Origin of the sequence: Aminobacter sp. J41, assembly GCF_000526635.1 — a bacterium.
GTDB lineage: Bacteria > Pseudomonadota > Alphaproteobacteria > Rhizobiales > Rhizobiaceae > Aerobium.
The window spans coordinates 13,886-38,130 of the sequence record NZ_JAGL01000031.1 but is presented as its reverse complement, the minus strand read 5'-3'; the positions used below and the strand labels follow the sequence as shown (position 1 = coordinate 38,130).

Sequence of the window (24,245 nt, the reverse complement as noted above, 5' to 3'; positions counted from 1 at the left end):
GGGGCGCTGCTGTTCCATCTGCTGAGCACGCTCTACGAGCGCACCAGCGTCGTCATCACCACCAACCTCAGCTTCAGCGAATGGGCGACCGTCTTCGGCGACGCCAAGATGACGACGGCGCTGCTCGATCGGCTCACCCATCACTGCCACATCCTGGAGACCGGAAACGACAGCTTCCGCTTCAAGAACAGCTCTGCCCAGACCACACCGACAAAGAAGGAGAAAGCACCCACCTTGACTAAGTCCTGAGACCCAAACCATACATGAAGGCGGGTCACTTCTCGGCGAAAATCCCGGGTCAACTCTCAGCGGAAATCAACAGCAAGGCTCCTGCTACAGACGGGAGAGAACTCCGAAGCGCTGGCGCTCTTCCGCGAGGTCCATGACGCAAAGGACACACCGCAGGCCGTTCGCCGCAACATTCTGCCGTTCATGGAGGCCGCGGAACTCCGTACCGTTCGTATCCGGTACGGCATAAGGGCGATCAGCGAATCCAATCCGTCGCGCGTCTCCGACGGCGCCACCGTGTTCTTCAACGGCGTTCCCTACGAGTATCAGCCTGAAGAGGAGGTCAAAACCTCGTTCGGGCTCGAGCCGTGGCTCTCCGTTGAACGGCTCTGGCAAAACAACCTCCTGACGAAGCTGTATTCTTCGGCCCGGATTTTCGACAACGATCAGCTGAACAGCGGGCGGTTTCAGTTCGCCGTCGCCCGGCAGGCCGAAAGCGTCCCCGGCCTTTTCGTCCAGGTGGCAAGCGACGTCGAAGTGCGTTGGCACAATTCCTACGTGATGCCTTCGCTCGAGACCTGGAAGCATCACAAGCTGACTGACACGCTGAATGTCGGCGTGGGTGGGCAGCTCGGCTACATGGCGGTGAAGGATAGTGACGCCACTGGCGTCTACTACCGCCCCTATGGCTATGTCGACTGGTCCATTACCCGGTCGCTTCGCGGCTTCGGCCGGGTGTCGCTCGAACACCTGAATGGCCGAAACGACTATTACACCTATGTGGCGCCGAAGGTGGAAGTCGGGCTGAACTTCCGCTCCGCCGGGTTCGATATCACGCCGATGATCTCGCTGACGCAGACGCGCTATTCGGAATACGACCCGTTCTGGGGCGTGACGCGCCGCGACGACACCTACCGCGCATCCGTCTCCGTCTCGCACGACCAGTTCAACTTCAAGGGCTTCACGCCGGAGCTGACGGTCTTCCACGAGCAGCGTGACAGCAACGTGGCCATCTACGAGTACCACCAGACCGGCGCTTTCGTCTCACTGAAGCGAGCGTACTAGCTCGCGACTTGTTGATGGACAGGGCCCCCGAGGGTCCAGCAAGGGACGGCGGGCGCACCACCTCCGCCCGCCGTCATGTTTCTGATCCCGACCGGCCAGCGCAAATCGCTGACTCAGTGGAGCCGGTCTTTGCCGAGAGATTGTAGCCTTTCAGACGGCCCCCCACCCGCTAGCCCGTACAGGCCGCAGTCCATCCGCTGCAGTCCGCCACGCCCTTGCATCTCTTCGCAACTGATATACTAATATACCGGTGACACCGGCCATGAGAGATCATGCGTTCTGCAAGCGAGAGCGAAGCTGCATCAGAGCTGTCCGCCCTGCCTGGCGAGGCGGCGCGGGTCGCGGAAGGTGCGTTGGCCGCAAGTGTAGCGGCGAGGCAGGCGCCACGCCCGCTTCCCATCCGCCGCGTGACGGCGGCGACGGCGATCTACAACCGCCTCTATGACGACATCGTCGCGCTCAGGCTCGCGCCTGGAACGGCGCTGCAGGAAAAGCGCATTGCCGAGGAATTCGGCGTCTCGCGCACGCCCGTGCGCGAGGCCCTGCTCAAGCTTTCCGAAGGCGGGCTCGTCGACATCTTTCCGCAGTCGGCAACCGTCGTCTCGCGCGTGCCGGTGGCCGCGATCCCGGAGGCCGTGGTCGTGCGCAAAGCGCTCGAAACGGTGACGGTCGCGGCGCTGGCGGCCAAGGCCGACGGCGCCGACATCGCCGAACTCGATGCCATCATCGCCCGGCAGGCAAAGTTCGCGGCCTTGGGCGACACCTCCGCCTTCCACGAGGAAGACGAGGCCTTTCACGAGGCGATCGCGCGGCTGGCCGGATTTCCCGGCATCTGGACGCTGCTGAAGACCGTCAAGGTGCAGATCGATCGCGCCCGGCGGCTCGCGCTGCCGGCGCTTGGCCGCATGGACCAGATCGTTGGCGAGCACGGGACGATCCGCAATGCCATCGCCGCGCATGACGTTTCTGCGGCTCGGGAGGCGATGCTGCATCATCTGAGCGCCGTCATTCCGGATGTCGCCGAGCTTTCCGCGCGCCACCCCGACTATTTTTGCTGAACAGCCATGTCTGCTGCACGATTTCGACCGGCAGGGCGGACCGACTGACGAGGGAGAGACAGAAGATGAGGCAAGGTTGGAGATGGTTCGGGCCGAACGCCCCGGTCACGCTCGACGAGGTGCGGCAGGCCGGCGCCACCAATGTCGTCTCCTCGCTGCATGAGGTGCCGATCGGCCGCGCCTGGACCGAACGCGAGGTCGCCGAGCGCAAAGAGCTGATCGAGACGGCACCCGCGGGCCGGCCGCCGCTCACCTGGTCCGTGGTGGAAAGCATCCCGATCCCCGACGCCGTCAAGCGCCTCGGCGGCAAGGCAAGGGCGGAGATTGACGCCTGGATCGCCAGCCTCGAGGCGGTCGCGTCCTGCGGCATTCCCGTCGTCTGCTACAATTTCATGCCGGTGGTCGACTGGACCCGCACCGAGCTCGACTATGTGACGCCGACGGGCGCGACGGCGATGCGCTTCGACCACGAGCGCTTTGCCGCCTTCGACCTCTTCATCCTGCAGCGCAAAGGCGCGGAGGCCGAATATTCGCTCGATGACGTCGAGCGCGCCCGCATCGTCTACGAGACGATGAGCGAACAGGAAATCGCGGACATTACCCGCAACATCACCTCGGCGCTGCCGGGCTCGACCACCGAGCCGCTGACGATCCCGGAGTTCCGCGACAAGCTCGAGGCCTATCGCGGCATTGACGCGGCAAGGCTGCGCCAGCACCTGATCGAATTTCTCGCCGCCGTCACGCCTGCCGCCGAGGCGCGCGGCGTGAAGCTGACGCTTCACCCCGACGATCCGCCGCGGCCGCTGTTCGGCTTGCCGCGCATCGCCTCGACCGCCGACGACTATGCGGCGCTGTTCGACGCCGTGCCGTCCGAGGCCAACGGCATGTGCTTTTGCACCGGCAGCCTTGGCGTGCGCGCCGACAACGACCTCGTCGATATGGCCCGCCGCTTCGGCCCGCGCATCCATTTCGCGCATCTGCGCGCGACGAAGCGCGAGGGCGACGGCAGGTCCTTCCATGAAAGCGCGCATCTCGAAGGCGACGTCGACATGGTGGCGGTGCTGAAGGAGCTGGTCGCCGAGGACAGGAAGCGCAGGCCGGGCGAAGACATCATCTTCCGCCCCGACCACGGCCAGCGACTGCTCGACGACCTCAACAAGACGGTAACGCCCGGCTATCCGGCGGTCGGCCGCCTGCGCGGCCTCGCCGAGTTGCGCGGCATTTTGTACGCGCTCGGCGCCGCGCCGAACTGAGCGGTATCTGGGAGGAGAACGCATGACGGATGGATTTTTGCACCCGGATCGGCTGTTTCCGGCCGACCCGGCAACGCGCGCGATCGCGCGCGAGCTCTACGAGACGGTGAAAGACCTGCCGATCGTCAGCCCCCACGGCCACACCGAGCCGTCCTGGTTTGCCGATGACACGCCGTTCGAGGATGCGGCCTCGTTGCTGGTCATTCCCGACCATTATCTCTTCCGCATGCTGCAGAGCGTCGGTGTCAGCCTCGATGCGCTCGGCGTGCCGCGCCTCGACGGCATGCCGGTCGCGAAAGGCCGCGACATCTGGCGCACGCTTGCCGCGCACTACCACCTTTTCCACGGCACGCCGTCGAGCCTGTGGGTGGATCATGCGATGTCGGCCGTGCTCGGCTGCGACGAGCCGCTGACGCCGGACAATGCCGACCGCCTCTACGACCACATCAATGCGCAGCTCAAAAAGCCGGAGTTCCGCCCGCGCGCGCTGCTCGAAAGCTTTGGCATCGAGACGATCGCCACCACCGACGGCGCGCTCGACACGCTCGAGCATCACCAAAAACTCGCGGCGGATGGCTGGATTGGCAAGGTGCGCAGCACCTACCGGCCGGACAGCGTCACCGATCCGGATGCGCCGGGCTTTCGCGACAATCTGATCCGGCTCGGCGAGATCACCGGCTGCGACGTCACGAAATGGGGAGGCATGATCGACGCCCACCGCAAGCGCCGCGCCTTCTTCCGCGACTATGGCGCGACCGCCACCGACCACGGCGTGCCCTCGGCCTTCACCGCCGACCTGCCCCCGCACGAGAAGCAGGCGTTGCTCGATCGCGCGCTCAAGGGGCCACTCTCGGCGCAGGATGCCGAGCTCTTCCGCGGCCAGATGATGACCGAGATGGCCGGTCTGTCAGTCGAGGACGGCATGGTGATGCAGATCCACGCCGGCTCGCGCCGCAACACCAACGCAAGACTCTTTGCCGAGCGCGGGCCGAACATGGGCGCCGACATTCCCGGCCGCACCGACTGGGTGGGCGGATTGACGCCGCTCCTCAACCGCTACGGAAACACGCCGGGCCTGCGCATCATCTTGTTCACGCTCGACGAAAGCACCTATGCGCGGGAACTCGCGCCGATGGCGGGGCACTGGGAGTGCCTGATGATCGGCCCGCCCTGGTGGTTCCACGACAGCTCGAACGGCATTCGCCGCTATCTCGACCAGGTGGTGGAAACGGCCGGCTTCGCCAACCTCGCCGGCTTCAACGACGACACCCGCGCGCTGCTTTCAATTCCGGCACGCCACGACGTCTGGCGCCGCGAAGTGTGCCGGTTCCTTGCACAGCTGGTGGCCGAACACCGCATCTCGAAGCCGCACGCGCAAACAGCTGCGCGCAACCTCTGCTACGACAACGCGAAGAAGGCGTACAAGCTGTAGCGGGGTTCCGCGCAGCTCCCATTCTTCGTCATCGTCGGGCTTGACCCGACGATCCATGCCGGAACCTTGACGCCGAGCCAGCGGTGAAGGGGAAGCCCCGGAGACCGGCCGGGCATGCTGGTCGTTCCGAAGGGAGCCCGCTCAGCCCCCGGATCCAAGCTCCTTCACGTGCTCGGCGTGGCGTTCGATGATCGGCGCGGTCTTCTGCGCATGAGCCTTGAGCACCTCGTTGTCGCCGGACTCGGCATAGCCTTCCATCAGCGCCAGCGCTTCCTCGTGCGCGGCGGTCTGCGCCTCGATATAGGCGGCGTCGAACTCCGCGCCCTGCAGGCCCTTCAGCGTCTCGACCTGCGCGGCGTGCTTGTCGATCATGCCGCCGGGCAGCGCGACGCCCGCGGTCTCCGCCGCCGCGGCGAGCTCGCTGCTGGCCTGCGTGTGGTCGGCAATCATCATGTTGGCGAAGTCCTTGACCGCCTCGCTCGTCGCCCGTTCGCGGGCAAGCGAGCTCGAGGTGATCTCGAACATGTCGGAACTGGCGGCCGTGGTGGCAAACGCCTCGGCGCTCATCTGCTGGGCAAGGCTCGGGCTCGCGAGCATCAGGGCAAACGCAGCCGCGGCAAGCAATCGGGTTTTCATCGGGATCTTCCTGTCCGTGTCGGTTCATCGAACGCCCCGAACCGGCCGTGGAGAAGGATGTTCCCCAGATAAGAACCCGGAAGCTGAATCGCTTGCTTGCGAACACACCGCCGCGCCACCTTCGCCGGATAAGCTCACTTGCCGCTCCGGAGCTTCAACGCCCCACAGCGGTGTTGGGTTGGGACATGGCTGTGGGCTGCAGACGGGGCTTCGAAGCAAGGCGGCGTGGGTCTAGGTCCGCGCCGCCGCTCCCCCCTCAATGCAGCGTGATGATCCCGTCGACGGCGCGCCATTCGGATGGCCGGATCAGCCGCTGATGGGCGACGCGTACCGAGTGCAGCGGGCCGTCGAGGCTCTCTGTCCAGAATTTCAGGAAACCGCGCAGTTCGGGAAATTCCGGCGCCAGGTCATAGTCCTGCCAGATGTAGAGCTGGAGAAGGCCGGGGTGGTCCGGCATGTGGTAGTGGATCTCCGCCGTGGTGAGCCCGTAGCCCTCCAATTGCCTGCGGAAGCCGCTGCTGACGAGTGCAGCCATATGAACCTCCTGGAATGCGTGCTGCCTGCACCATCGATGATGGCCCATCCGGCGCCGAATTCAAGCGCCAAGGATTCAAATTTCCGTTTAAAAACATGGCACTACTACTCGCCGACTGCGAGTGCTAAAAATTTTGCCTGACCCTCTTGAAAGGCGATTTTTCCGCAATTAGCTCGATATGCGCGGCGCCTGATGGGCCGCGCCCCGTTCCGGCCAGCCGGTCCGGAGCGGTGGAACCTCTCAACAATTGTTTGTCCTTGAGGAGAACGATATGACGTTCCGTCCATTGCACGACCGCATCCTCGTCCGCCGCATCGAGGCCGAGGAGAAGACGGCCGGCGGCATCATCATCCCCGACACTGCCAAGGAAAAGCCGAGCGAGGGCGAGGTCATCGCCGTCGGTCCCGGCCGCCGTGACGAAAACGGCAAGCTGGTCGAGCTCGACGTCAAGGTCGGCGACCGCATCCTGTTCGGCAAGTGGTCCGGCACCGAGATCAAGCTCAACGGCGAAGACCTGCTGATCATGAAGGAAAGCGACGTGATGGGCGTGATCGAGACGCCGTCCGCCGAGAAGAAGGCTGCCTGACAGCTTCTTCGCCACCTCGAGAACAACAAGCCAAAGCTGCCTCAAGAAGGAGTGAGAACATGGCTGCCAAGGACGTGAAATTCAACATGGATGCGCGCGAGCGCATGCTGCGCGGCGTCGACATCCTCGCCAATGCGGTCAAGGTCACGCTCGGCCCCAAGGGCCGCAACGTCGTCATCGACAAGTCGTTCGGCGCGCCGCGCATCACCAAGGACGGCGTTTCGGTCGCCAAGGAAATCGAGCTCGAGGACAAGTTCGAGAACATGGGCGCGCAGATGGTGCGCGAGGTTGCCTCCAAGACCAACGATCTGGCTGGCGACGGCACCACGACCGCGACCGTTCTCGCCCAGGCCATCGTCAAGGAAGGCGCCAAGGCCGTTGCCTCCGGCATGAACCCGATGGACCTGAAGCGCGGCATCGACAAGGCCGTCGAGGCTGTCGTCGAGGAGCTCAAGGCCAACGCCCGCAAGGTCACCAACAATGACGAGATCGCCCAGGTCGGCACCATCTCGGCCAATGGCGACAGCGAGATCGGCCGCTTCCTTGCCGAGGCGATGCAGAAGGTCGGCAATGAGGGCGTCATCACCGTCGAGGAGGCCAAGACCGCCGAGACCGAGCTCGAGGTGGTCGAGGGCATGCAGTTCGACCGCGGCTATCTCTCGCCCTACTTCATCACCAACCAGGACAAGATGCGCGTCGAGCTCGAGGACCCGTATGTCCTGATCCACGAGAAGAAGCTTTCGAACCTGCAGGCGATGCTGCCAGTGCTCGAGGCGGTCGTGCAGTCGGGCAAGCCGCTGCTCATCATCGCCGAGGATGTCGAGGGCGAGGCGCTGGCTACGCTCGTCGTCAACAAGCTGCGCGGCGGCCTCAAGGTTGCCGCGGTCAAGGCGCCGGGCTTCGGTGACCGCCGCAAGGCGATGCTGCAGGATATTGCGATCCTCACCGGCGGTACCGCAATCAGCGAAGACCTCGGCATCAAGCTCGAGAACGTTACCCTCGACATGCTCGGCCGCGCCAAGAAGGTCGTCATCGACAAGGAGAACACCACCATTGTCGACGGCGCCGGCAAGAAGGAGGAGATCGAGGGCCGCATCACCCAGATCAAGGCCCAGATCGAGGAGACGACCTCCGACTATGACCGCGAGAAGCTGCAGGAGCGCCTTGCCAAGCTCGCGGGCGGCGTGGCCGTCATCCGCGTTGGCGGCGCGACCGAGGTCGAGGTGAAGGAGAAGAAGGACCGCGTCGACGACGCGCTGCATGCGACCCGCGCGGCCGTCGAGGAAGGCATTCTGCCGGGCGGCGGCGTTGCGCTCCTGCGTGCGGCCAAGGCGCTCGACAAGGTCGCGACCGACAACACCGACCAGAAGCACGGCGTCGAGATCATCCGCCGCGCGATCGAGGCGCCGGTGCGCCAGATCGCGGCCAATGCCGGTGCTGAGGGCTCGATCATCGTCGGCAAGCTGCGCGAGAACTCCGACTTCGCCTATGGCTGGAACGCCCAGACCGGCGAGTTCGGCGACATGTTCAAGCAGGGCGTGATCGACCCGGCCAAGGTGGTGCGCACCGCGCTGCAGGATGCGGCTTCCGTTGCCGGCCTCCTCGTCACCACCGAGGCGATGATTGCCGAAAAGCCGAAGAAGGAAACCGCTCCGGCCATGCCCGCCGGCGGCATGGACTTCTGAGGCTGACAGGCCGGAGAAATCCGACCCGCCATCTTTCCGGAACTTCCGGGGCCCGATCGGGTCTGCCGGAGTTCAGCTCAGCGAAGCAATCCCGGGCGGCACGCCGCCCGGGTGTCTTCTTCACTGGCCCCAACACTTGCGCCCGCCCGATCCGGGGCGGGCTTTTTTGTTAGGGGGCAGGTGGAGGGCTGAGGCGATCCCGACTGCGATGCTGCAGGTTGATGCGAGCCCTCGTGCTCGTCGCGTCGTCTAGCGGAACCGTTCAGGCATGGATCGTCGGGCCAGGCCCGACGATGACGAAGGTGGTGAGGTCGTGAGCAATTACGAGGCGCCGCGTGCGACCCGGCGGTGATCGGGCGAGCCTTCGGTCTCAGCGACGTTCAGCCCCCGGCGCCGGATGGAAACCCTGCGGGGTACAGCATTCAAGTGTGGGCGCATGGCAACTTTGCGGGCGCGGCACAGCCACTTCGTCATGCCACGGTTTGACCGTGGCATCCATGCCTGAACATTTCCATCGAGCCAGCGGCCGAGATTGGGCCCGCCTCAATTCCTCCCCCTTGGCGGTCTCCCGAGACACAAAAAAGCCGACAGTTTCCTGCCGGCTTTTCGTTTGCCCGCGGCCTAGTTGTCTGGGCCAGGGCCGCGGGAGAATGGGTGTCAGCCGCGGCTTACCAGGCGGTGACGACGGCGCCCTTGAAGGTCTCTTCCACGAACGACTTCACTTCGTCGGTGTGGTAGGCGGCGATCAGCTGCTTGACCCACTCCTTGTCCTTGTCCTCGGTGCGCACGGCGATCAGGTTGACGTACGGAGCCTTGGCGCCTTCGCGCAGCAGCGCGTCGGTGGCCGGGTTGAGGCCCGCCGGGATCGCGTAGTTCGAGTTGACGGCCGATGCGTCGGTGTCATCCAGCGAGCGCGGCAGCTGGGCAGCGTCGAGCTCGATGAAGTTGAGGTTCTTCGGGTTCTCGGTAATGTCGGCCGGGCCGACCGCGAGGCCCTTGTCCGGGTTGACCTTGATGATGCCCTGGTCGGCGAAGATGAACAGCGCGCGGCCGCCATTGGTCGGATCGTTCGGGATCGCGATGGTGGCGCCATCCGGCACTTCGTCGAAGGTCTTGTACTTCTTCGAGTAAACGCCCATCGGGAAGTTCACCGTCCAGGCGACGTTCTCGATCTTGTAGCCGCGGTCCTTGACCTGGTTGATGAGGTAGGGCTCGTGCTGGAACGAGTTGGCGTCGAGCTCGCCGTCATTGAGCGCCTGGTTCGGCACGACATAGTCGGAGAATTCGAGGATCTCGATCTCGAGGCCGTTGCGGGCGGCGACTTCCTTGACCTTCTCGAGGATCTGCGCGTGCGGTCCGGGCGTGACGCCGACCTTGATCGCCTCGGCCGAGGCGGTGCCGGTCAGAAGCGCAAGCGCGAGGCTTGCGGCGATGGTGATCTTGCTGAACATTTTTCTGCTCCCTGAAAATACGGTTGGGTTTCGGTTCGGTTGAATTTTTTCCGTCAGCGCGAGCGCTGGCGCTTGTCGAAGCGGCGGGCGAGCCCGTCGCCGATGGACTGGATGAGCTGGACGAGGACGATCAGCACCACCACCACCGCCAGCATCACGTCGGGCATGAAGCGCTGGTAGCCGTAGCGGATACCAAGGTCGCCAAGGCCGCCGCCGCCGACCGCGCCCACCATTGCCGAGTAGCCGATCAGGCTGACGACGGTGAGGGTAAGGGCGAGCGTGATGCCGGGGCGCGCTTCCGCAAGCAGCACCTTCCAGACGATCTGCATCGGCGTTGCGCCCATGGCGCGCGCGGTCTCGATGAGGCCCGGATCCACCTCGCGGATCGAGGCCTCGACGAGGCGGGCGACGAACGGGATCGTCGCGATCGTCAGCGGCACGATCGCCGCCGTGGTGCCGATCGAGGTGCCGGCCACCAGCCGCGTGAACGGGATGATGGCGACGACGAGGATGATGAAGGGCGTCGAGCGCGTCGCGTTGACGATGGCGCCGAGCACCTTGTTGGCGACGGGCGCCGCGAACAGCTCGCCCTTCTGGCTGGTGGCGAGAAACACGCCGAGCGGAATGCCGATCAGCGAGCCGATGATGGCGGCAACCGCCACCATCTGCAGGGTCTGGCCGGTGGCGCGAACGATGAGCCAGGCAATCTCAGGCGACATAGCCGAGCACCTCCGTGGTGAGGTTGAGGCCGCCGAGGATCGAGCGCACGCGCTCAAGCCGTGCGTCGTCGGCGGGGAAGGAAACGAACAGCGTGCCGAACGGCTTGCCGGCGATCTCGTCGACGGCGCCGCCGAGGATGTTGAGGTCGACGCCAAGCTCGCCGGTCAGCCGCGACAGCACCGGGTCGGTCGCATGCGGGCCGGAGAAGACGATGCGCAGCACCACCTGCGAGCCTGGCTTGCGCTCCTGGGTGAGGTGCGCCTGCGCATAGCCCGGCAGCTGCATGCCCGGCACGCCGGAAAGCAGCACCTTGGTCGTCGGGTGCTGTGGGTGGGTGAAGATGTCGAAGGTCGAACCGCGCTCGACGATCTTGCCGCCGTCGATGACGGCGACGTTGTCGGCAATCGACTTCACCACTTCCATCTCGTGCGTGATGAGCAGGATGGTGAGCCCCAGCTCGTGGTTGATGCGCTTAAGCAGCGCGAGCACCGAGTGGGTCGTTTCGGGGTCGAGCGCCGAGGTCGCCTCGTCGGAGAGGAGCAGTTTCGGGCGCGTTGCCAGCGCACGGGCAATGCCGACGCGCTGCTTCTGGCCGCCGGAAAGCTCTGCCGGATAGCGGTCGCGCTTGTCGGCAAGGCCGACGAGGTCGAGCAGCGGGGTGACCCGCGCGGCAATGTCCTTCTTCGGCATGCCGGCGATCTCGAGCGGCAGCGCGACATTGTCGAACACGGTGCGCGAGGACAAGAGGTTGAAGTGCTGGAAGATCATGCCGATCGAGCGGCGGATCGTGCGCAGCCTGTCCTCGGGCAGCTGGGCGATGTCCTGGCCGTCGACCAGCACCTTGCCGGAGCTAGGCCGTTCAAGCCCGTTGACGAGGCGGATCAGCGTCGACTTGCCGGCGCCCGAGCGGCCGATGATGGCGGTGATCGAGCCGCGTGGCGCGGCAAGGTCGATCGACGACAGCGCGGTCACGGCCGCGCTCTTCTTGGTGGCGGGGAAAACCTTGGCGACGCCTTCGAGCCGCACGATGTCGGGCTCGGCGCCTTCGGCTGAAGCCGCCTCTGCCGGCGGCGAACTGGTCTGCACTGTGTTGAGCATTTCCATCTTCCATCTGCGCAAGGCCCGGTCGGACGGGCACTGCATTGACCTGAGTTCCGGCTCGAGCCTGTGCGGGGGGAAGCCGTTCTCGAAAGGGGGGAGGGGCAGGTAAGGAGCCGCTGGCGCCGTCCTGCCCCGTCCGGATGCCGCGGGGCCACGCGGCATCGGGACCAGACAATCAGCTCAACGCATACACATGCATGCGCGCAGGCGCAAAGCGGCTGCCGGCGGCATGGTCAGGTCGAAAGTCGGCATGGCTGAATTCCCATCCAAGAACGGCGACAAGATGACCCGAGCCATGAAAAAATATGAGCTTCTGGCATCCATAATTCCGCGCAGGAAGGGAAAGAAAATCCTACAAAACGGTCGGTCCGTAAACAAATTTATTCGCCGGCCGGAAGCCCCCCCGCGGTGACCTTGCGGGAGGTGTGGAAAGAGCCTCCGGAGAGCGGATCAGCGTGCCCCGGCTTACTCCGCCACCGCCACTGCAACCGGCAGTTTGCCGAGCACCGCTTCGAGCGCCAGCGGGCCGTCGGGGATGATGAGGTCGCCGGTGAGGATGTTGCGGAAGGCGGGGGAAAAGCCGCGGGGAAGGTCGATCACCGTATCGGTCACGCCGGAGAGGACCGCGCGGGTCAGCGGCAGGCGGGTGAGGACGACGAGTGCGGCTTCGTCGGGAAGCAGGCGCAGCCAGGCGATGTGGTAGCTCGCAAGCGGGCCGCGGACGGTGAGAGGAATATAGTCGCCGGTCAGGAAAAGCTCGGGGTGGTCGCGGCGCGCGCTCAGCGTGCGGGCAATGATCTGCTGCTTGAGCCGGCCTTCGGTGTCGGTCGAAGCAAGGGTGGCGAGATCCGGCGTCTCGTCGAGCCAGGCCGACAGGCGATCGAAGTCGACCGGACGGCGGTTGTCGGGATCGACGAGGCTCAAGTCCAGCGCTTCCGCGCCGTTATAGATGTCGGGAATTCCGGGCGCGGTCAGCTTCGCCACCGTCTGCGACAGCGAATTGACCATGCCGGCGGCCATGAAGGGCTGCAGCGTCGCGGCGAAATCGTCGAGGAAGTCGGAGCTTGCGGGCGACAGCAACCGCTCGGTGAAGGATTTGACCGCCGCCTCGTAATCCGGCTTCTCGTCCAGCCAGTCGGTACGCAGCTTTGCCTCGCGCAGCGCCTTTTCGAGATAGGGCAGGAAGCGTTCGGAAAGCCCGGCAACGGCCGCATCATCGACCTCGCCGGCCGGCCAGATGCCGGCAAGCGCCTGGTAGATCAGCCATTCCACATCGGGTTCCGGCACGGCGCGGCCGTCGATGGTGGTGCGCAGCGACGAGTTCATCCGGCTCCAGCGGCTGACGGCCTCGGCCCACAGGTCCGGCGCCTCGGCGAGCGCATAGAGACGCGCACGGGCATCCTCGCCGCGCTTCGTGTCGTGGGTACTGGTGGCGAGGAGGCTGAGCGGCGTTTCCTCCATCATCGCCGCGTGAAAGGCATCCATGCCGCCTTCAGTGCCTTCCGGATCGGCGCCGACTTCGTTGAGCGCGATCAGCGGGTTGATGCGGTAAAACAGCGTGTCCTCGATCGCCTTTGCCATCACCGGTCCGGTGAGCTGCTGGAAGCGCTGGCGGAATGGTTTGTCCTCGTTGTCGCCGTGGAGGAGGGGGGTGATGAAGCGGATTGCCTGCGGGTCGGCTTCCTCGCGCGCAAGGGCCGCGCCAACGGCGCTGCCGAGCATGGCAAGGTCGGGGCCGGAAAGGCCGTCCTGCTCGCCATAGGTGCGGTAGACGCTGAACCCCTGGATGATCTCGACCAGCGCGTCGGCGAGCGCTTCCTTGCCAAGGTCCTGGCCTGCCTCCGCCGCACGCGCCGCGGCGTGGGCGGCAAGGCGGGCAAGTTCACCCTCGAAATTGCGGCGTAACATCAGCTCCTTGGCGGCGCGGATTTCGTCGCCCATTTCGAGCGGACGGCTGCAGAAGGTGGAATAGGCGCTGCGCATCGCCTCGCGGCCCGCGGTCTCGACCAGGAGGCCGGAGAGCCGGTCGATGAATTCGTAGCCGGTCGTGCCGACATTGCCCCATTCGGCCGGGAGCTTCTCGCCGGGACCAAGAATCTTTTCGACCAGAAGCAGCTTGTCGTCGCCGATCGCGGCGCGCAGGCGTCTGAGATACTGGCAGAGGCGGGCAAGGCCGTCGACATGGTCGACGCGCAGGCCATCCACCTTGCCGGAGCGGACGAGCTCGAGGATGAGCGCGTGCACGTCGCTGAACACTGCCTCGTCCTCGACGCGCACGCCGACAAGGCCCGTTACCTCGAAGAAGCGGCGATAGGACAGATCCTTCTTCGCTTCCTTCCAGTAGGTCAGCTGCCAGGACTGGCGGTCATGCAGGGCGGAGATGAAGGCGCGGTCCTGCGAAAGCTCGGCAAGCTCTTCGTCGATGCGGCCATCGAACGGCGCCTGCCAGCCGGCCTCGCGGGCAAAGGACGAGGCTTCCGGAAAGGACTCGGCGACGAAGCCATAGCTCGCCGGATTGAGCGGAAAGAGATTGTCGTAATAGCCGAGGGCGAGGCAGCCATTGGCACGGTCGATGGCGAGGCGGATTTCGCCGGCTGCGAGCGCTTCGTCGAACGGCTTGCCGAGGACCGGCAGGGTGAGGCGGCGGCTCCAGTCGATGTCGAAATGATCGGCAAAGGCGCTGTCGCGGCCGAACTCGATGACGCTCCGCCACCAAGGGTTTTCGAGCGAGGCGGCCATGTGGTTCGGCACGATGTCGAGGATGAGTTTCAGCCCCGCATCTTTGAGGGCCTGATGCAGCTTCTCGAAGCCTTCACGACCGCCCAAGTCCGGGTCGAAGGCGTTGTGGTCGGTGACGTCGTAGCCGTGGGTCGAGCCCTTCGTCGCGGCGAAGATCGGTGAGGCGTAGAGGTGGCTGACGCCCAGCCTTTTCAGGTAGGGCACGATCGCCGCCGCCTGCTCGAAGGTCATGCCGTTGCGAAACTGCAGGCGGTAGGTGGCGATCGGTGGGGTCATGCGGGGCGCTCTCTTCTCAGGGCTGCAGTCAGCTGCCCGAAAAGCGCACTCCCCCTGATTTGTTCCAGTGGTACGTCAAGCTTGCGCTGCCAGTTCGGATATTCGTCCGACGTGCCGGGAAGGTTGGTCGGGTGAAACTCGCCGACGGCGTCGGCAAGGCGCATGGCAGTGAGCCTGCCCGGCGTGCGGGCGATGTAGCGATGCGCGGCGACGGCAAGCCGCGCATAAGCGGCGTCGTCGAGCGTCCGGCGGGCAAGCAGCACGCGCATGTCGCGGCGCGACAGCAGCCCCGCGCGGGCAAAGGCCTCGAGGAGGTTGCGCCGCTCAGTGCGGCGCTCGCGCCGCTGCAAGGTGGCGGCCGCTTGCGAGATCAGGCCATATTCGGCGCGCAGCGCAATGTCGTCGCCCGCCCACCAGCCCTTGAGGGTCGGCAGGTCATGGGTGGAGAGGCACGCGAGCGCGAGCAGCGGCCAGTCTTTTGGCGCGATGAAGCGCTGGCCGCGCTTTTCGAAATAAAGGATGCGGTAGGAAAGGATGTGCGCCGCGGCCATGGTGTCGCGAAAGCCTTCCGGCACATGGCCGAGGTCTTCGCCGATCACCACCATCTCCTGCGCGTTGGAAAGCTCCGCGAGTGCCACGATAGTGCCTTCGAGCGGATATTGCACATAGGCGCCCTCGGCCGCCGGGCGCCCGACCGGGATCCAGAACAGCTGGCGCAGCGACATGGCATGGTCGATGCGAAGCGCTCCGGCATTGCGGGCCGCGGCCGACATCAGTTCGCGATAGGGGGCAAAGCCGTTGGCCGCGAGCGCGTCGGGAGCAAGCGGTGCGAGGCCCCAGTCCTGGCCTGCGGCGGTGAAGACATCGGGTGGCGCGCCGACCGAAACACCGCGAACGGATAGCTCGCGGTCGCCCCAGGTGGCGGAGCCGTCCGGCGCCTCGCCGACTGCAAAGTCGAGATAAAGACCGATGCGCATGCCGGCGGCCTTTGCCGCTTCTCCGGCACGCTCCAGCTGCTCGCGCGCCAGCTGCTGCAGCCAGACGTGGAAGGCGATCTCGTCCTCGTGGGCGGTGGCGAATTTCTTCACCGCCGCCGAGTTCGGGTCATGAAATTCCTCCGGCCAGGAAAGCCAGCCGGCGCCGTGGCCTTTTGCAACCATGTCCAGCGACAGCGCCTCGAATAGCGCGTGCAGGCGAAGCTGCGGATCCGGCGCGGCGACCTTCGGCTTGCGCTTTTGCCAGATCTTTTTCAGCGCGTTGAGCTTGGCTTCGGCAACGCCCGGATAGTCGACCAGATCGACTGCCCGAAGCCGTTCCAGCTTCGCCTCGTCGGCCATGGCAGGCTCGAAGCCTTCGACATGGTCGACGGCGATGTAGAGCGGATTGAGGAAGCGGCGGTTGGAAGGCGAAAACGGGCTGCGCCGGTAGGGCTCGGCCATGAACAGCGCATGCAGCGGGTTGAGGCCCACGAACTCCGCGCCCGCCTCGCCGGCAAGCTGCGCAAACTCCGCAAGGTCGTGAAAATCGCCGATGCCCCAGTTGCGGGCAGAGCGCAGCTCGTAGAGCTGGACGCTGATGCCCCAGGCGCGGCGCTGCATCAGCCAGTTTGGCAGGAAGCAGCGGGAAAGGGCGGCGGGTCTGGACTGCGTTTCGCTCATGTCTCAACGGCTACCAGAACATCCCACGGCTGCAACACGTCGCTGTCGCTTTCCTGTACGTCGAACGCCCTGAAAATGATCTCGCCGTCGGGCAGCGGGCAGGCGGCCGCCTCGCCGGTCAGGTTGGCGCGCAGCGCAAGCCGGGCATTGCCGAGCTGCCAGTTGATGGCGATCAGGCCGGGGTCCGCCGGCAGGATCACGCCCGGCGAAGGCTCGTTGTCGTCGAGATAGGGCACGATGTGCTCGCGCCGCAGCGCAAGCAGCGTGCGCACCTCTTCCAGTCGCGCCTTGCCTTCGTCGGTTTCCAGCTGCGACCAGTCGATGCGCGATGCCTTGAAGGTTTTCAGGTCGTTCGGGTCGGGGATCAGCTTCGGATCGCGCCCGAACCCCTTGAAATGGGCGAACTCCTTGCGCCGTCCCTCGCGCACCGCGTCGGCGAGGCTGCCGTGATAGTCGGCAAAGAACAGGAACGGTCGCCGCTCGCCCCATTCCTCGCCCATGAACATCATCGGGATGTGCGGGGACAGAAGCAGGATCGCGGTGAGCGCCCGGATCGCCTCAGGCGAGGCGAGTTCGCTCAGGCGCTCGCCGAGCGCGCGGTTGCCGATCTGGTCGTGGTTCTGCAGGAAGTCGATGAAGGCGGTGGTCGGAAGGCCGGTCGAGGGCTCGCCGCGTGGCTTGCCGCCAAGATGTTTCGACGCCTCGCCCTGATAGCAGTAGCCCTCAGCAAGGCTGCGCGCGAGCAGCGCCGCCGGGTCCTCAGCATAATCCTCGTAGTAGCCCTCGTCCTCGCCGGTCAAAAGCACATGGGCGGCGTTGTGAAAATCGTCGTTCCACTCGCCGGTGTAGAGCGTTGCCTTGCCGTCCTCGCGCACATGCAGCGAGGCGACATTGCGGTTGTCCTCGGTGACTAGATGGCGCGGCCGGTAAGTGAACTCGCGCCGGACCTTCTCGGCAAGCTCGACCAGCAGCTCCCTTGGCGAGGGGTCGCGGATCTGGTCGATGGCGTCGAGGCGCAGGCCGTCGAAATTGTACTCGTCGAGCCAATAGCGCGCATTGTCGAGGAAGAACTGGCGAACGGGCAGCCGGTCGTAGGCGATCGCCGCGCCCCACGGCGTATGGCGCTTTTCGTCGAAGAACTCCGGCGCGAAGGTGGGCAGGTAATTTCCGTCCGGGCCGAAGTGGTTGTAGACCACGTCGAGCATTATCATCAGCCCGTGGCCGTGCGCCTCGTCGACCAGCTGCTTGAGGTCATCCGGCGCGCCATAGGCATGGTGCGGCGCGTAGGGAAGCACCCCGTCATAGCCCCAGCCTCGCTTGCCGGGAAACTGCGCCACCGGCATCAGCTCGATCGCCGTGAAGCCGGCCTCGACCAGATGCGGCAGTTTCTCGATCGCGGCCAGGAACGTGCCTTCCTCGGTAAACGTGCCGACATGCAGCTCGTAGATGACGGCCTCGCGCCAGTAGCGGCCGCGCCAGCCCGAATGCTTCCAGCGATATTGCGTGGCGTCGACCACCAGCGACGGCCCGTGCACGTCGGCCTGCTGCGCGCGGGAGGCGGGGTCCGGCAGGCTCCTGCCATCCGGCAGGATGAAGCTGTAGGGCGTGCCGGGCGCGATGCCGGAGGCGAGCAGCTCGAACCAGCCGTCCTTGTCGCGGCCCATTTCGGTTTCCTCGCCGTCGATGCGGATCGACAGCTCCTCAAAGGCCGGCGCCCAAATGCGGAAGCGCACTTCGCCGGCGCGAACATATTCGGCGCCCCAGTGGCGCGGATAGACGCGGTATTCTCGGTCTGGCTCAGGCATGACGGCGCTCGACGAGGATCAGGGAACGGTCGGCGACGGAAACGCTGCCGGACACCACTTCCGCGGCCTTGCCGCGCTCGTCATCGTCCGTGTCGACGGTGATGCGCCAGCCGTCTCCCTCTGGCAGCACGAAGTCGAGCGGCTCGTGATGGGCATTGAACAGCATGCCCAGCTGCAGGCCCTCGTCGGTGAAGAAGACGCTCATGGCGCGCGTGTCCGGGTTCTCCCAGTCCGATTGTTGCATTCTTTCGCCGTCAGGGCGACACCAGCGCACGTCGCGCTCGCCATCGTCCGTCTTGTCGCCATGCAGGAAGCGCGCCTGGGCGAGCAGCGGCTGGCGGCGGCGGATGTCGATCATGCGCGCGACGAAGGCATGAAAACCCTCCGGCCGCTCGCCGACCGCCTGCCAGTCGAGCCAGTTCATCTCGTTGTCCTGGCAGTAGGAATTGTTGTTGCCGTTCTGCGTGCGGCCGATCTCGTCGCCCATCAGGATCATCGGCGTTCCCTGAGAGAGCAGCACCGTCGCGATCAGGTTGCGCCGCATCTTCTCGCGCAGCTTCAATATTTCGGGATCGTCGCTCGGCCCCTCGACGCCGCAGTTCCAGCTCAAATTGTGCGAGTGGCCGTCATTGTTGTCCTCGCCATTCGCCTCATTGTGCTTGTCGTTGTAGGAAACGACGTCGGCGAGGGTAAAACCGTCATGCGCGGCGACGAAGTTGACGCTCGACCAGGGCCTGCGCCCGCGCTTCTCGAACAGGTCAGACGAGCCGAGCAACCCGCCGGCGAGCGGCCCCGCCGCTCCCTCGTCGCCTTTCCAGAAGCCGCGCACCGTGTCGCGGTAGCGGTCGTTCCACTCCGCCCAGCCGGGCGGAAAGTTCCCCACCTGGTAGCCGTTCGGCCCGGTGTCCCAAGGCTCGGCGATGAGTTTTACCCGCGACAGCACCGGGTCCTGGCGCACCGCGTCGAAGAACACCGAATTGTGGTCGAAGGCGTCGCGGTCGCGGCCGAGCGAGCTGGCAAGATCGAAGCGGAAGCCATCGACATGGCACTGCTCGACCCAGTAGCGCAGCGAGTCCATCACCATCTGCAGCACGCGCTGGTGGCGCAAATTGACCGTGTTGCCGCAGCCGGTCGTGTCGAAATAGTAGCGCGGGTCGTCGGCGAGGATGTAATAGCTCGCATTGTCGATGCCGCGGAACGACAGCGTCGGGCCCATGTGATTGCCCTCGGCGGTGTGGTTGTAGACGACGTCGAGAATCACCTCGATGCCCGCCTCGTGCAGGCGGCGCACCATCAGCTTGAACTCGTGGATGTTGCCCTCGGGCGAAATGTAGCGCGGCGCCGGCGCGAAGAAGCCGATCGTGTTGTAGCCCCAGTAGTTGGACAAGCCCCGCTCGATCAGGTGGCGGTCGTCGAAGAAGGCCTGCACCGGCATGAGTTCGACGGCGGTCACGCCGAGCTTGACGAGATGGTCGATCACCTGCGGCTGGGCGAGGCCGGCAAAGGTGCCGCGCAATTGCGGCGGCAAATCCTCGCGCCGCGCGGTCATGCCCTTCACATGCGCCTCATAGATGATGGTGTTCATCCAGTGGGTGCGCGGGCGCTGGTCGTTGCCCCAGGTGACGGCAGGGTCGACGACGATGCACTTCGGCATGACGGACGCGGAATCCCGCTTGTCCATGACGAGGTCGCCCTTCGCACTGCCGATGCGGTAGCCGAACAGGGCGTCGTGCCACTTGATCTCGCCGTGGAGCGCGAGCGCATACGGATCAAGCAGCAGCTTGTTCGGGTTGAACCGATGGCCCTCATTCGGGGCGTAGGGGCCATGCACGCGGTAGCCGTAGAGCTGACCGGGCCGGATGTCCGACAGATAGCCGTGCCAGATCTCGTCGGTGTATTCGGGCAGCTCCACCCGTTCCAGCTCGCGCTTTCCGGCGCGGTCGAACAGGCACAGCTCCACCTTGGTGGCATTGGCTGAAAACAGGGCGAAGTTGACCCCCGTGCCGTCCCACGTCGCACCGAGGGGGAAGGGAAGGCCGGGTTTCAGGAAAGGACGCGAGGGCTGCATGAACACCGCCGGGAAAGAGGACCAGTGGCGTTCGAACAGATCAGGAAGATGGAGGTTCCATGGAAAGAGAAAGAGGGGAGGGGTTGCTAAGACTGGAAGCTGGCAAAACGGAAGATTTGCCATGAGAGGATGGGAAACCCGCGCCGGCACTCTACGAGCCCCCTCCGGCGCTTCGCAGGGGAGGATCCGGGTCATGCCTTTCATGGATCGTGGTGTGTCACGGGCAATGATTGCGGTGCGCAGCGGACATGAGGCACGGGGGGGGGAAGCGACGATGCAGACCTGGCAAGAAACGTCTGTGGCGGTAAGATTCTGAGGCTGATCCAGCCGGATCCTCCCCCACATGCGGGGGAGGGGGACCATGCTAAGCATGGTGGAGGGGGCGTGCAGGCTCGACGCGCGCCATGTTCCGCAACCGTCGATTGAGCACGTGACGATCGGCTTCACCGCAAGATTGGCCGCTTGATTATCGCCGCCCCGCGCTGTCGCAACGTTCTGGCATGGATCCTCGGGTCGAGCCCGAGGATGACGACTGGATGGACGCTACTCCACTCCGGCTGAGGCTGCGATTGCCACCCGCGGATCTTCCTGGCGGCGTTAAGAGGAACTATCCCCTCACCACGTGCCGATATTTTCCATCTTCGTCCACGGCTCGGCCGGCTCGAGCGCTGCGCCGCGCTGCAGGAGTTCGATCGAGATGCCGTCCGGCGTTTTGATGAAGGCCATGCGGCCGTCGCGCGGCGGGCGGTTGATGGTGACGCCCCGGTCCATCAGGCGCTGGCAGTAGTCGTAGATATTCTCGACCTCGTAGGCGAGGTGGCCGAAATTGCGCCCGCCGGTATATTCCTCCGGGTCCCAGTTATAGGTGAGTTCGACCGTCGGCGCGCCGCCGGCCTTTGCCGCCTCGACGTCCTCGGACGCGGCGAGGAAGACCAGCGTGAAGCGGCCGGCCTCGTGGTCCATGCGGCGGACCTCGACCATCCCCATGATGTCGCAGAAGAATTGCAGCGACTTGTCGAGATCGGTGACGCGGACCATCGTGTGCAGATATTTCATCGTGAGACGCCTTCCTGAAATGCCTGTGGTTCGAAACGGATTCGTCCCACGATATAACCCCAATGGCGCAAACGGCCAGTGCCGGCGCACCTTTGGCGCGGATGACGAAGCGGTGAGAATCCGGCTATGAAGTCAGGGCCCGGCCGGATCGGGCCGCATGTTTCGGGCGGAGGGCGTTTCGTGGTGCATGACTTCATCATCATCGGCGGCGGCATTGTCGGCCTTGCGACGGCAATCGCGCTGCAGGAGCACGCGCCGGGCGCGAAACTGCTGCTGCTTGAAAAGGAGCAGGACTTCGCCCGCCACCAGACCGGCCACAACAGCGGCGTCATCCATGCCGGCATCTACTATCCGCCGGGTTCGCTGAAGGCGAAGCTCTGCCGCGAGGGGGCGGAAGCGACGAAAGAGTTCTGCCGCGAGAACGGCATCCGCTTCGAAACCTGCGGCAAGCTGCTGGTGGCGACCAGCGAGGCCGAGATGGCGCGGATGGAAGCGCTCGCGGAGCGCGCGGTGCAGAACGGCATCGACTTTGCCCGCCTCGACGAGGCTGAGCTGCGCAAGGCGGAACCCGCCGCCGCCGGCCTCGGCGCGCTGCATGTGAAGGCAACCGGCATCGTCGATTATCGCGAGGTCTGCCGGGCGATGGCGCAGAAGGTGCGCCAGCGCGGCGGCGAGATCCGCCTCGGCGTCGAGGTGACGGCGATTGCCGAGACCCCCGCGGACGTGACCGTTACCGCTGGCGGCGAGCGCCATGTCGCGTCACAGCTGATTGCCTGCGCCGGGCTGCAATCCGACCGCATGGTGCGGATGGCGGGGCTCGAATGCGACTTCCGCATCGTCCCGTTCCGCGGCGAATATTTTACCCTGCCGCCGTCGAAGGCGAACATCGTCCGCCACCTCATTTACCCGATCCCGGACCCGAACCTGCCCTTCCTTGGCATCCATCTCACCCGCATGATCGACGGCTCGATCACCGTCGGCCCCAATGCCGTGCTGGGCTTTGCCCGCGAGGGCTATCCGAAGGGGAGTCTTTCCCTGAAGGATGTTGCCGACATGGCTTCCTTCCCCGGCTTCTGGAAGATGGCCAGGAAGAACCTCGGCTCCGGCATCATCGAAATGCGCAATTCGCTGTTTCGCCGCCACTATCTCGAGGAATGCCGCAAGTACTGCCCCGAACTCACCCTTGCCGACCTCGGCAAGCCGGGGGCGGGCATCCGCGCCCAGGCGGTGATGGCCGACGGCAGCCTCGTCCACGATTTTCTCTTCCGCGAGGGCCCGCGCAGCCTCTTCGTCTGCAACGCCCCTTCGCCCGCCGCGACCTCATCGATCCCCATCAGCAGGATGATCGTCGAGCGCCTGCCTGGCACTACCTGATGCGGCGCCCAGACGGTAGGACGGTTTTACTTGGCCGCCGGTTCGGCCTACACACGGCTTCAAGAGCTTGCCTGAAAGGACTGAGACTTCATGACCACTCCGAATTCTCCCGAAGCCCGCGACGTCGCCTATCACCTGCACCCCTACACCAATGCGAAGAAGCATGAGGAAGTCGGGCCGCTGCTGATCGACCGCGGCGAGGGCATCTATGTCTTCGACAACACCGGCAAGCGCTACATCGAGGCGATGTCGGGCCTGTGGAGCGTCGGCCTCGGCTTTTCGGAAAAGCGACTGGTGCAGGCGGCGACGCGCCAGATGGAGCGGCTGCCCTACTACCACACCTTCACCCACAAGGGGCACAACCCGTCGGCCGACCTTGCCGAGAAGCTGGTGACGATGGCGCCGGTGCCGATGAGCAAGGCGTTCTTCACCAATTCGGGCTCGGAGGCCATCGACACGGCGCTGAAGCTGATCTGGTACCGCTCCAACGCGCTCGGCAAGCCGGAGAAGAAGAAGATCATCGTCCGCAACCGCGCCTATCACGGCGTGACGATCGCGGCGGCGGCGCTGACCAGCCTGCCGGCCAACCACAACAGCTTTGACCTGATCGTGCCGAACGTGATCCGGCTCACCGCGCCGCACTTTTATCGCGAGGGCAAGCCGGGCGAGACGGAAGAACAGTTCGCAACGCGTCTTGCCGAGGAGCTCGATGCGGCGATCCAGGCCGAGGGCCCTGACACGATTGCCGCGATGTTCGCCGAGCCGCTGCAGGGCGCCGGCGGCGTGATCGTTCCGCCCGCGACCTACTGGGAAAAGATCCAGGCGGTGCTGGCAAAGTACGACATCCTGCTCGTCGCCGACGAGGTGATCTGCGGTTTCGGCCGCACCGGCAACATGTTCGGCTGCCAGACGTTCGGCATCAAGCCCGACATGATGGCGCTGTCGAAGCAGATTTCCTCGTCCTACCTGCCGGCCTCGGCGCTGCTCATCAACGAGAAGGTCTACGCGCCGATCCGCGAGCGTTCGGGCGAGATCGGCACGCTCGGCCACGGCTTTACCGCCGGCGGCCATCCGGTCGCCTCGGCCGTGGCGCTGGAGACGATCCGCATCATCGAGGAGGAAAACCTTGTCCAGCGCGCCCGCGACGTGGGGGCAAGGCTGCAGGCGGGCCTGCGCTCGCTTTCCGACCATCCGCTGGTCGGCGAGGTTCGCGGCACGGCGCTGATCGCGGCAATCGAGCTCGTCACCGACAAGGAAAAGAAGACCGCTCTCGCAACGCCCGGCCAGCTCGGCGCGCTGGTCAACGCGAAGCTGCAGGAAGGCGGCATCATCAGCCGCGCCATGGTCGACGCGCTCGCCTTCTGCCCGCCGCTGATCATCACCGAGGCGCAGATCGACGAACTCGTCGCAGGCGTGCGCACCGCGCTCGACCAGGCGCTGCAGGAAATCCAGGCCTAAGCCGTCTTACATCCGCACAAAACAATCGCGCCGGCTGCACCCCAGCCGGCGTTTTTTGGCG

The 24,245-nt window shown here is 65.3% G+C and carries 19 protein-coding genes; 9 read left to right on the top strand and 10 right to left on the bottom strand.

Annotation, left to right across the window (positions count from 1 at the left end):
- The 5 genes from L630_RS0116760 to uxaC all read left to right on the top strand — a co-directional run.
- Positions 1 to 249, top strand: a 249-nt coding sequence (locus L630_RS0116760) for an ATP-binding protein (protein WP_024849388.1), incomplete at its 5' end; no start/stop codon positions are given.
- Positions 250 to 432: 183 nt separating this feature from the next.
- Entirely contained in the window at positions 433 to 1,293 is an 861-nt protein-coding gene (locus tag L630_RS0116755; protein WP_024849387.1) for a surface lipoprotein assembly modifier, read from the top strand.
- 272 nt (positions 1,294 to 1,565) lie between these two features.
- Positions 1,566 to 2,351 (top strand): GntR family transcriptional regulator, encoded by a 786-nt coding sequence (locus L630_RS0116750; RefSeq protein ID WP_024849386.1) that lies wholly within the window; start codon positions 1,566 to 1,568, stop codon positions 2,349 to 2,351.
- Between the two features lie 65 nt (positions 2,352 to 2,416).
- Positions 2,417 to 3,604, top strand: coding sequence for a mannonate dehydratase (gene uxuA / locus L630_RS0116745; protein WP_024849385.1), 1,188 nt, complete (start codon positions 2,417 to 2,419; stop codon positions 3,602 to 3,604).
- Between the two features lie 22 nt (positions 3,605 to 3,626).
- Entirely contained in the window at positions 3,627 to 5,036 is a 1,410-nt protein-coding gene (uxaC, locus tag L630_RS0116740) for a glucuronate isomerase (protein WP_024849384.1), read from the top strand.
- Positions 5,037 to 5,177: 141 nt separating this feature from the next.
- On the opposite strand, the gene L630_RS0116735 is transcribed toward uxaC, so the two are convergent.
- Both L630_RS0116735 and L630_RS0116730 read right to left on the bottom strand, forming a co-directional pair.
- Positions 5,178 to 5,672, bottom strand: coding sequence for a DUF4142 domain-containing protein (locus L630_RS0116735; RefSeq protein ID WP_024849383.1), 495 nt, complete (start codon positions 5,670 to 5,672; stop codon positions 5,178 to 5,180).
- A 256-nt stretch (positions 5,673 to 5,928) separates the two neighbouring features.
- The gene (locus tag L630_RS0116730; protein ID WP_024849382.1) at positions 5,929 to 6,207 is read right to left on the bottom strand and encodes an usg protein; all 279 of its coding nucleotides are present in this window, start codon (positions 6,205 to 6,207) and stop codon (positions 5,929 to 5,931) included.
- 271 nt (positions 6,208 to 6,478) lie between these two features.
- Between L630_RS0116730 and groES the strand changes: the two genes are divergently transcribed.
- Complete coding sequence (groES, locus tag L630_RS0116725; RefSeq protein WP_024849381.1) at positions 6,479 to 6,793, top strand: co-chaperone GroES; 315 nt, start codon at positions 6,479 to 6,481, stop codon at positions 6,791 to 6,793.
- A gap of 59 nt (positions 6,794 to 6,852) precedes the next feature.
- Positions 6,853 to 8,478 (top strand): chaperonin GroEL, encoded by a 1,626-nt coding sequence (gene groL, locus L630_RS0116720; protein ID WP_024849380.1) that lies wholly within the window; start codon positions 6,853 to 6,855, stop codon positions 8,476 to 8,478.
- Positions 8,479 to 9,146: 668 nt separating this feature from the next.
- Here groL and L630_RS0116715 read toward each other — a convergent pair.
- The 8 genes from L630_RS0116715 to L630_RS0116675 form a co-directional block, all read right to left on the bottom strand.
- Positions 9,147 to 9,929, bottom strand: coding sequence for a MetQ/NlpA family ABC transporter substrate-binding protein (locus L630_RS0116715; protein WP_024849379.1), 783 nt, complete (start codon positions 9,927 to 9,929; stop codon positions 9,147 to 9,149).
- A 53-nt stretch (positions 9,930 to 9,982) separates the two neighbouring features.
- On the bottom strand, positions 9,983 to 10,648 hold the full coding sequence (locus L630_RS0116710) for a methionine ABC transporter permease (RefSeq protein WP_024849378.1): 666 nt from the start codon (positions 10,646 to 10,648) through the stop codon (positions 9,983 to 9,985).
- Positions 10,638 to 11,747: a methionine ABC transporter ATP-binding protein gene (locus L630_RS0116705; protein ID WP_034330642.1), complete on the bottom strand. Its 1,110-nt coding sequence runs from the start codon at positions 11,745 to 11,747 to the stop codon at positions 10,638 to 10,640. The genes L630_RS0116710 and L630_RS0116705 overlap by 11 nt, the downstream gene beginning before the upstream one ends.
- 468 nt (positions 11,748 to 12,215) lie before the next feature.
- Positions 12,216 to 14,765 carry a malto-oligosyltrehalose synthase gene (gene treY / locus L630_RS0116700; RefSeq protein ID WP_024849376.1) on the bottom strand — a complete coding sequence of 850 codons (2,550 nt, stop codon included), beginning with the start codon at positions 14,763 to 14,765 and terminating at the stop codon, positions 12,216 to 12,218.
- The gene (malQ, locus tag L630_RS0116695; protein ID WP_024849375.1) at positions 14,762 to 16,423 is read right to left on the bottom strand and encodes a 4-alpha-glucanotransferase; all 1,662 of its coding nucleotides are present in this window, start codon (positions 16,421 to 16,423) and stop codon (positions 14,762 to 14,764) included. Before malQ ends, treY begins: the two co-directional genes overlap by 4 nt.
- Positions 16,420 to 18,228, bottom strand: a complete 1,809-nt coding sequence (treZ, locus tag L630_RS0116690; protein WP_024849374.1) for a malto-oligosyltrehalose trehalohydrolase — start codon at positions 18,226 to 18,228, stop codon at positions 16,420 to 16,422. Before treZ ends, malQ begins: the two co-directional genes overlap by 4 nt.
- A complete protein-coding gene (gene glgX / locus L630_RS0116685; protein ID WP_024849373.1) occupies positions 18,221 to 20,296 on the bottom strand; it encodes a glycogen debranching protein GlgX in 2,076 nt (691 codons plus the stop codon). Before glgX ends, treZ begins: the two co-directional genes overlap by 8 nt.
- Before the next feature lie 615 nt (positions 20,297 to 20,911).
- Entirely contained in the window at positions 20,912 to 21,352 is a 441-nt protein-coding gene (locus L630_RS0116675; protein WP_024849372.1) for a VOC family protein, read from the bottom strand.
- A 126-nt stretch (positions 21,353 to 21,478) separates the two neighbouring features.
- On the opposite strand from L630_RS0116675, the gene lhgO reads away from it, so the two are divergent.
- Both lhgO and L630_RS0116665 read left to right on the top strand, forming a co-directional pair.
- On the top strand, positions 21,479 to 22,726 hold the full coding sequence (gene lhgO / locus L630_RS0116670) for an L-2-hydroxyglutarate oxidase (protein ID WP_051473317.1): 1,248 nt from the start codon (positions 21,479 to 21,481) through the stop codon (positions 22,724 to 22,726).
- A 90-nt stretch (positions 22,727 to 22,816) separates the two neighbouring features.
- A complete protein-coding gene (locus tag L630_RS0116665; RefSeq protein WP_024849370.1) occupies positions 22,817 to 24,184 on the top strand; it encodes an aspartate aminotransferase family protein in 1,368 nt (455 codons plus the stop codon).
- Positions 24,185 to 24,245: the final 61 nt, after the last annotated feature.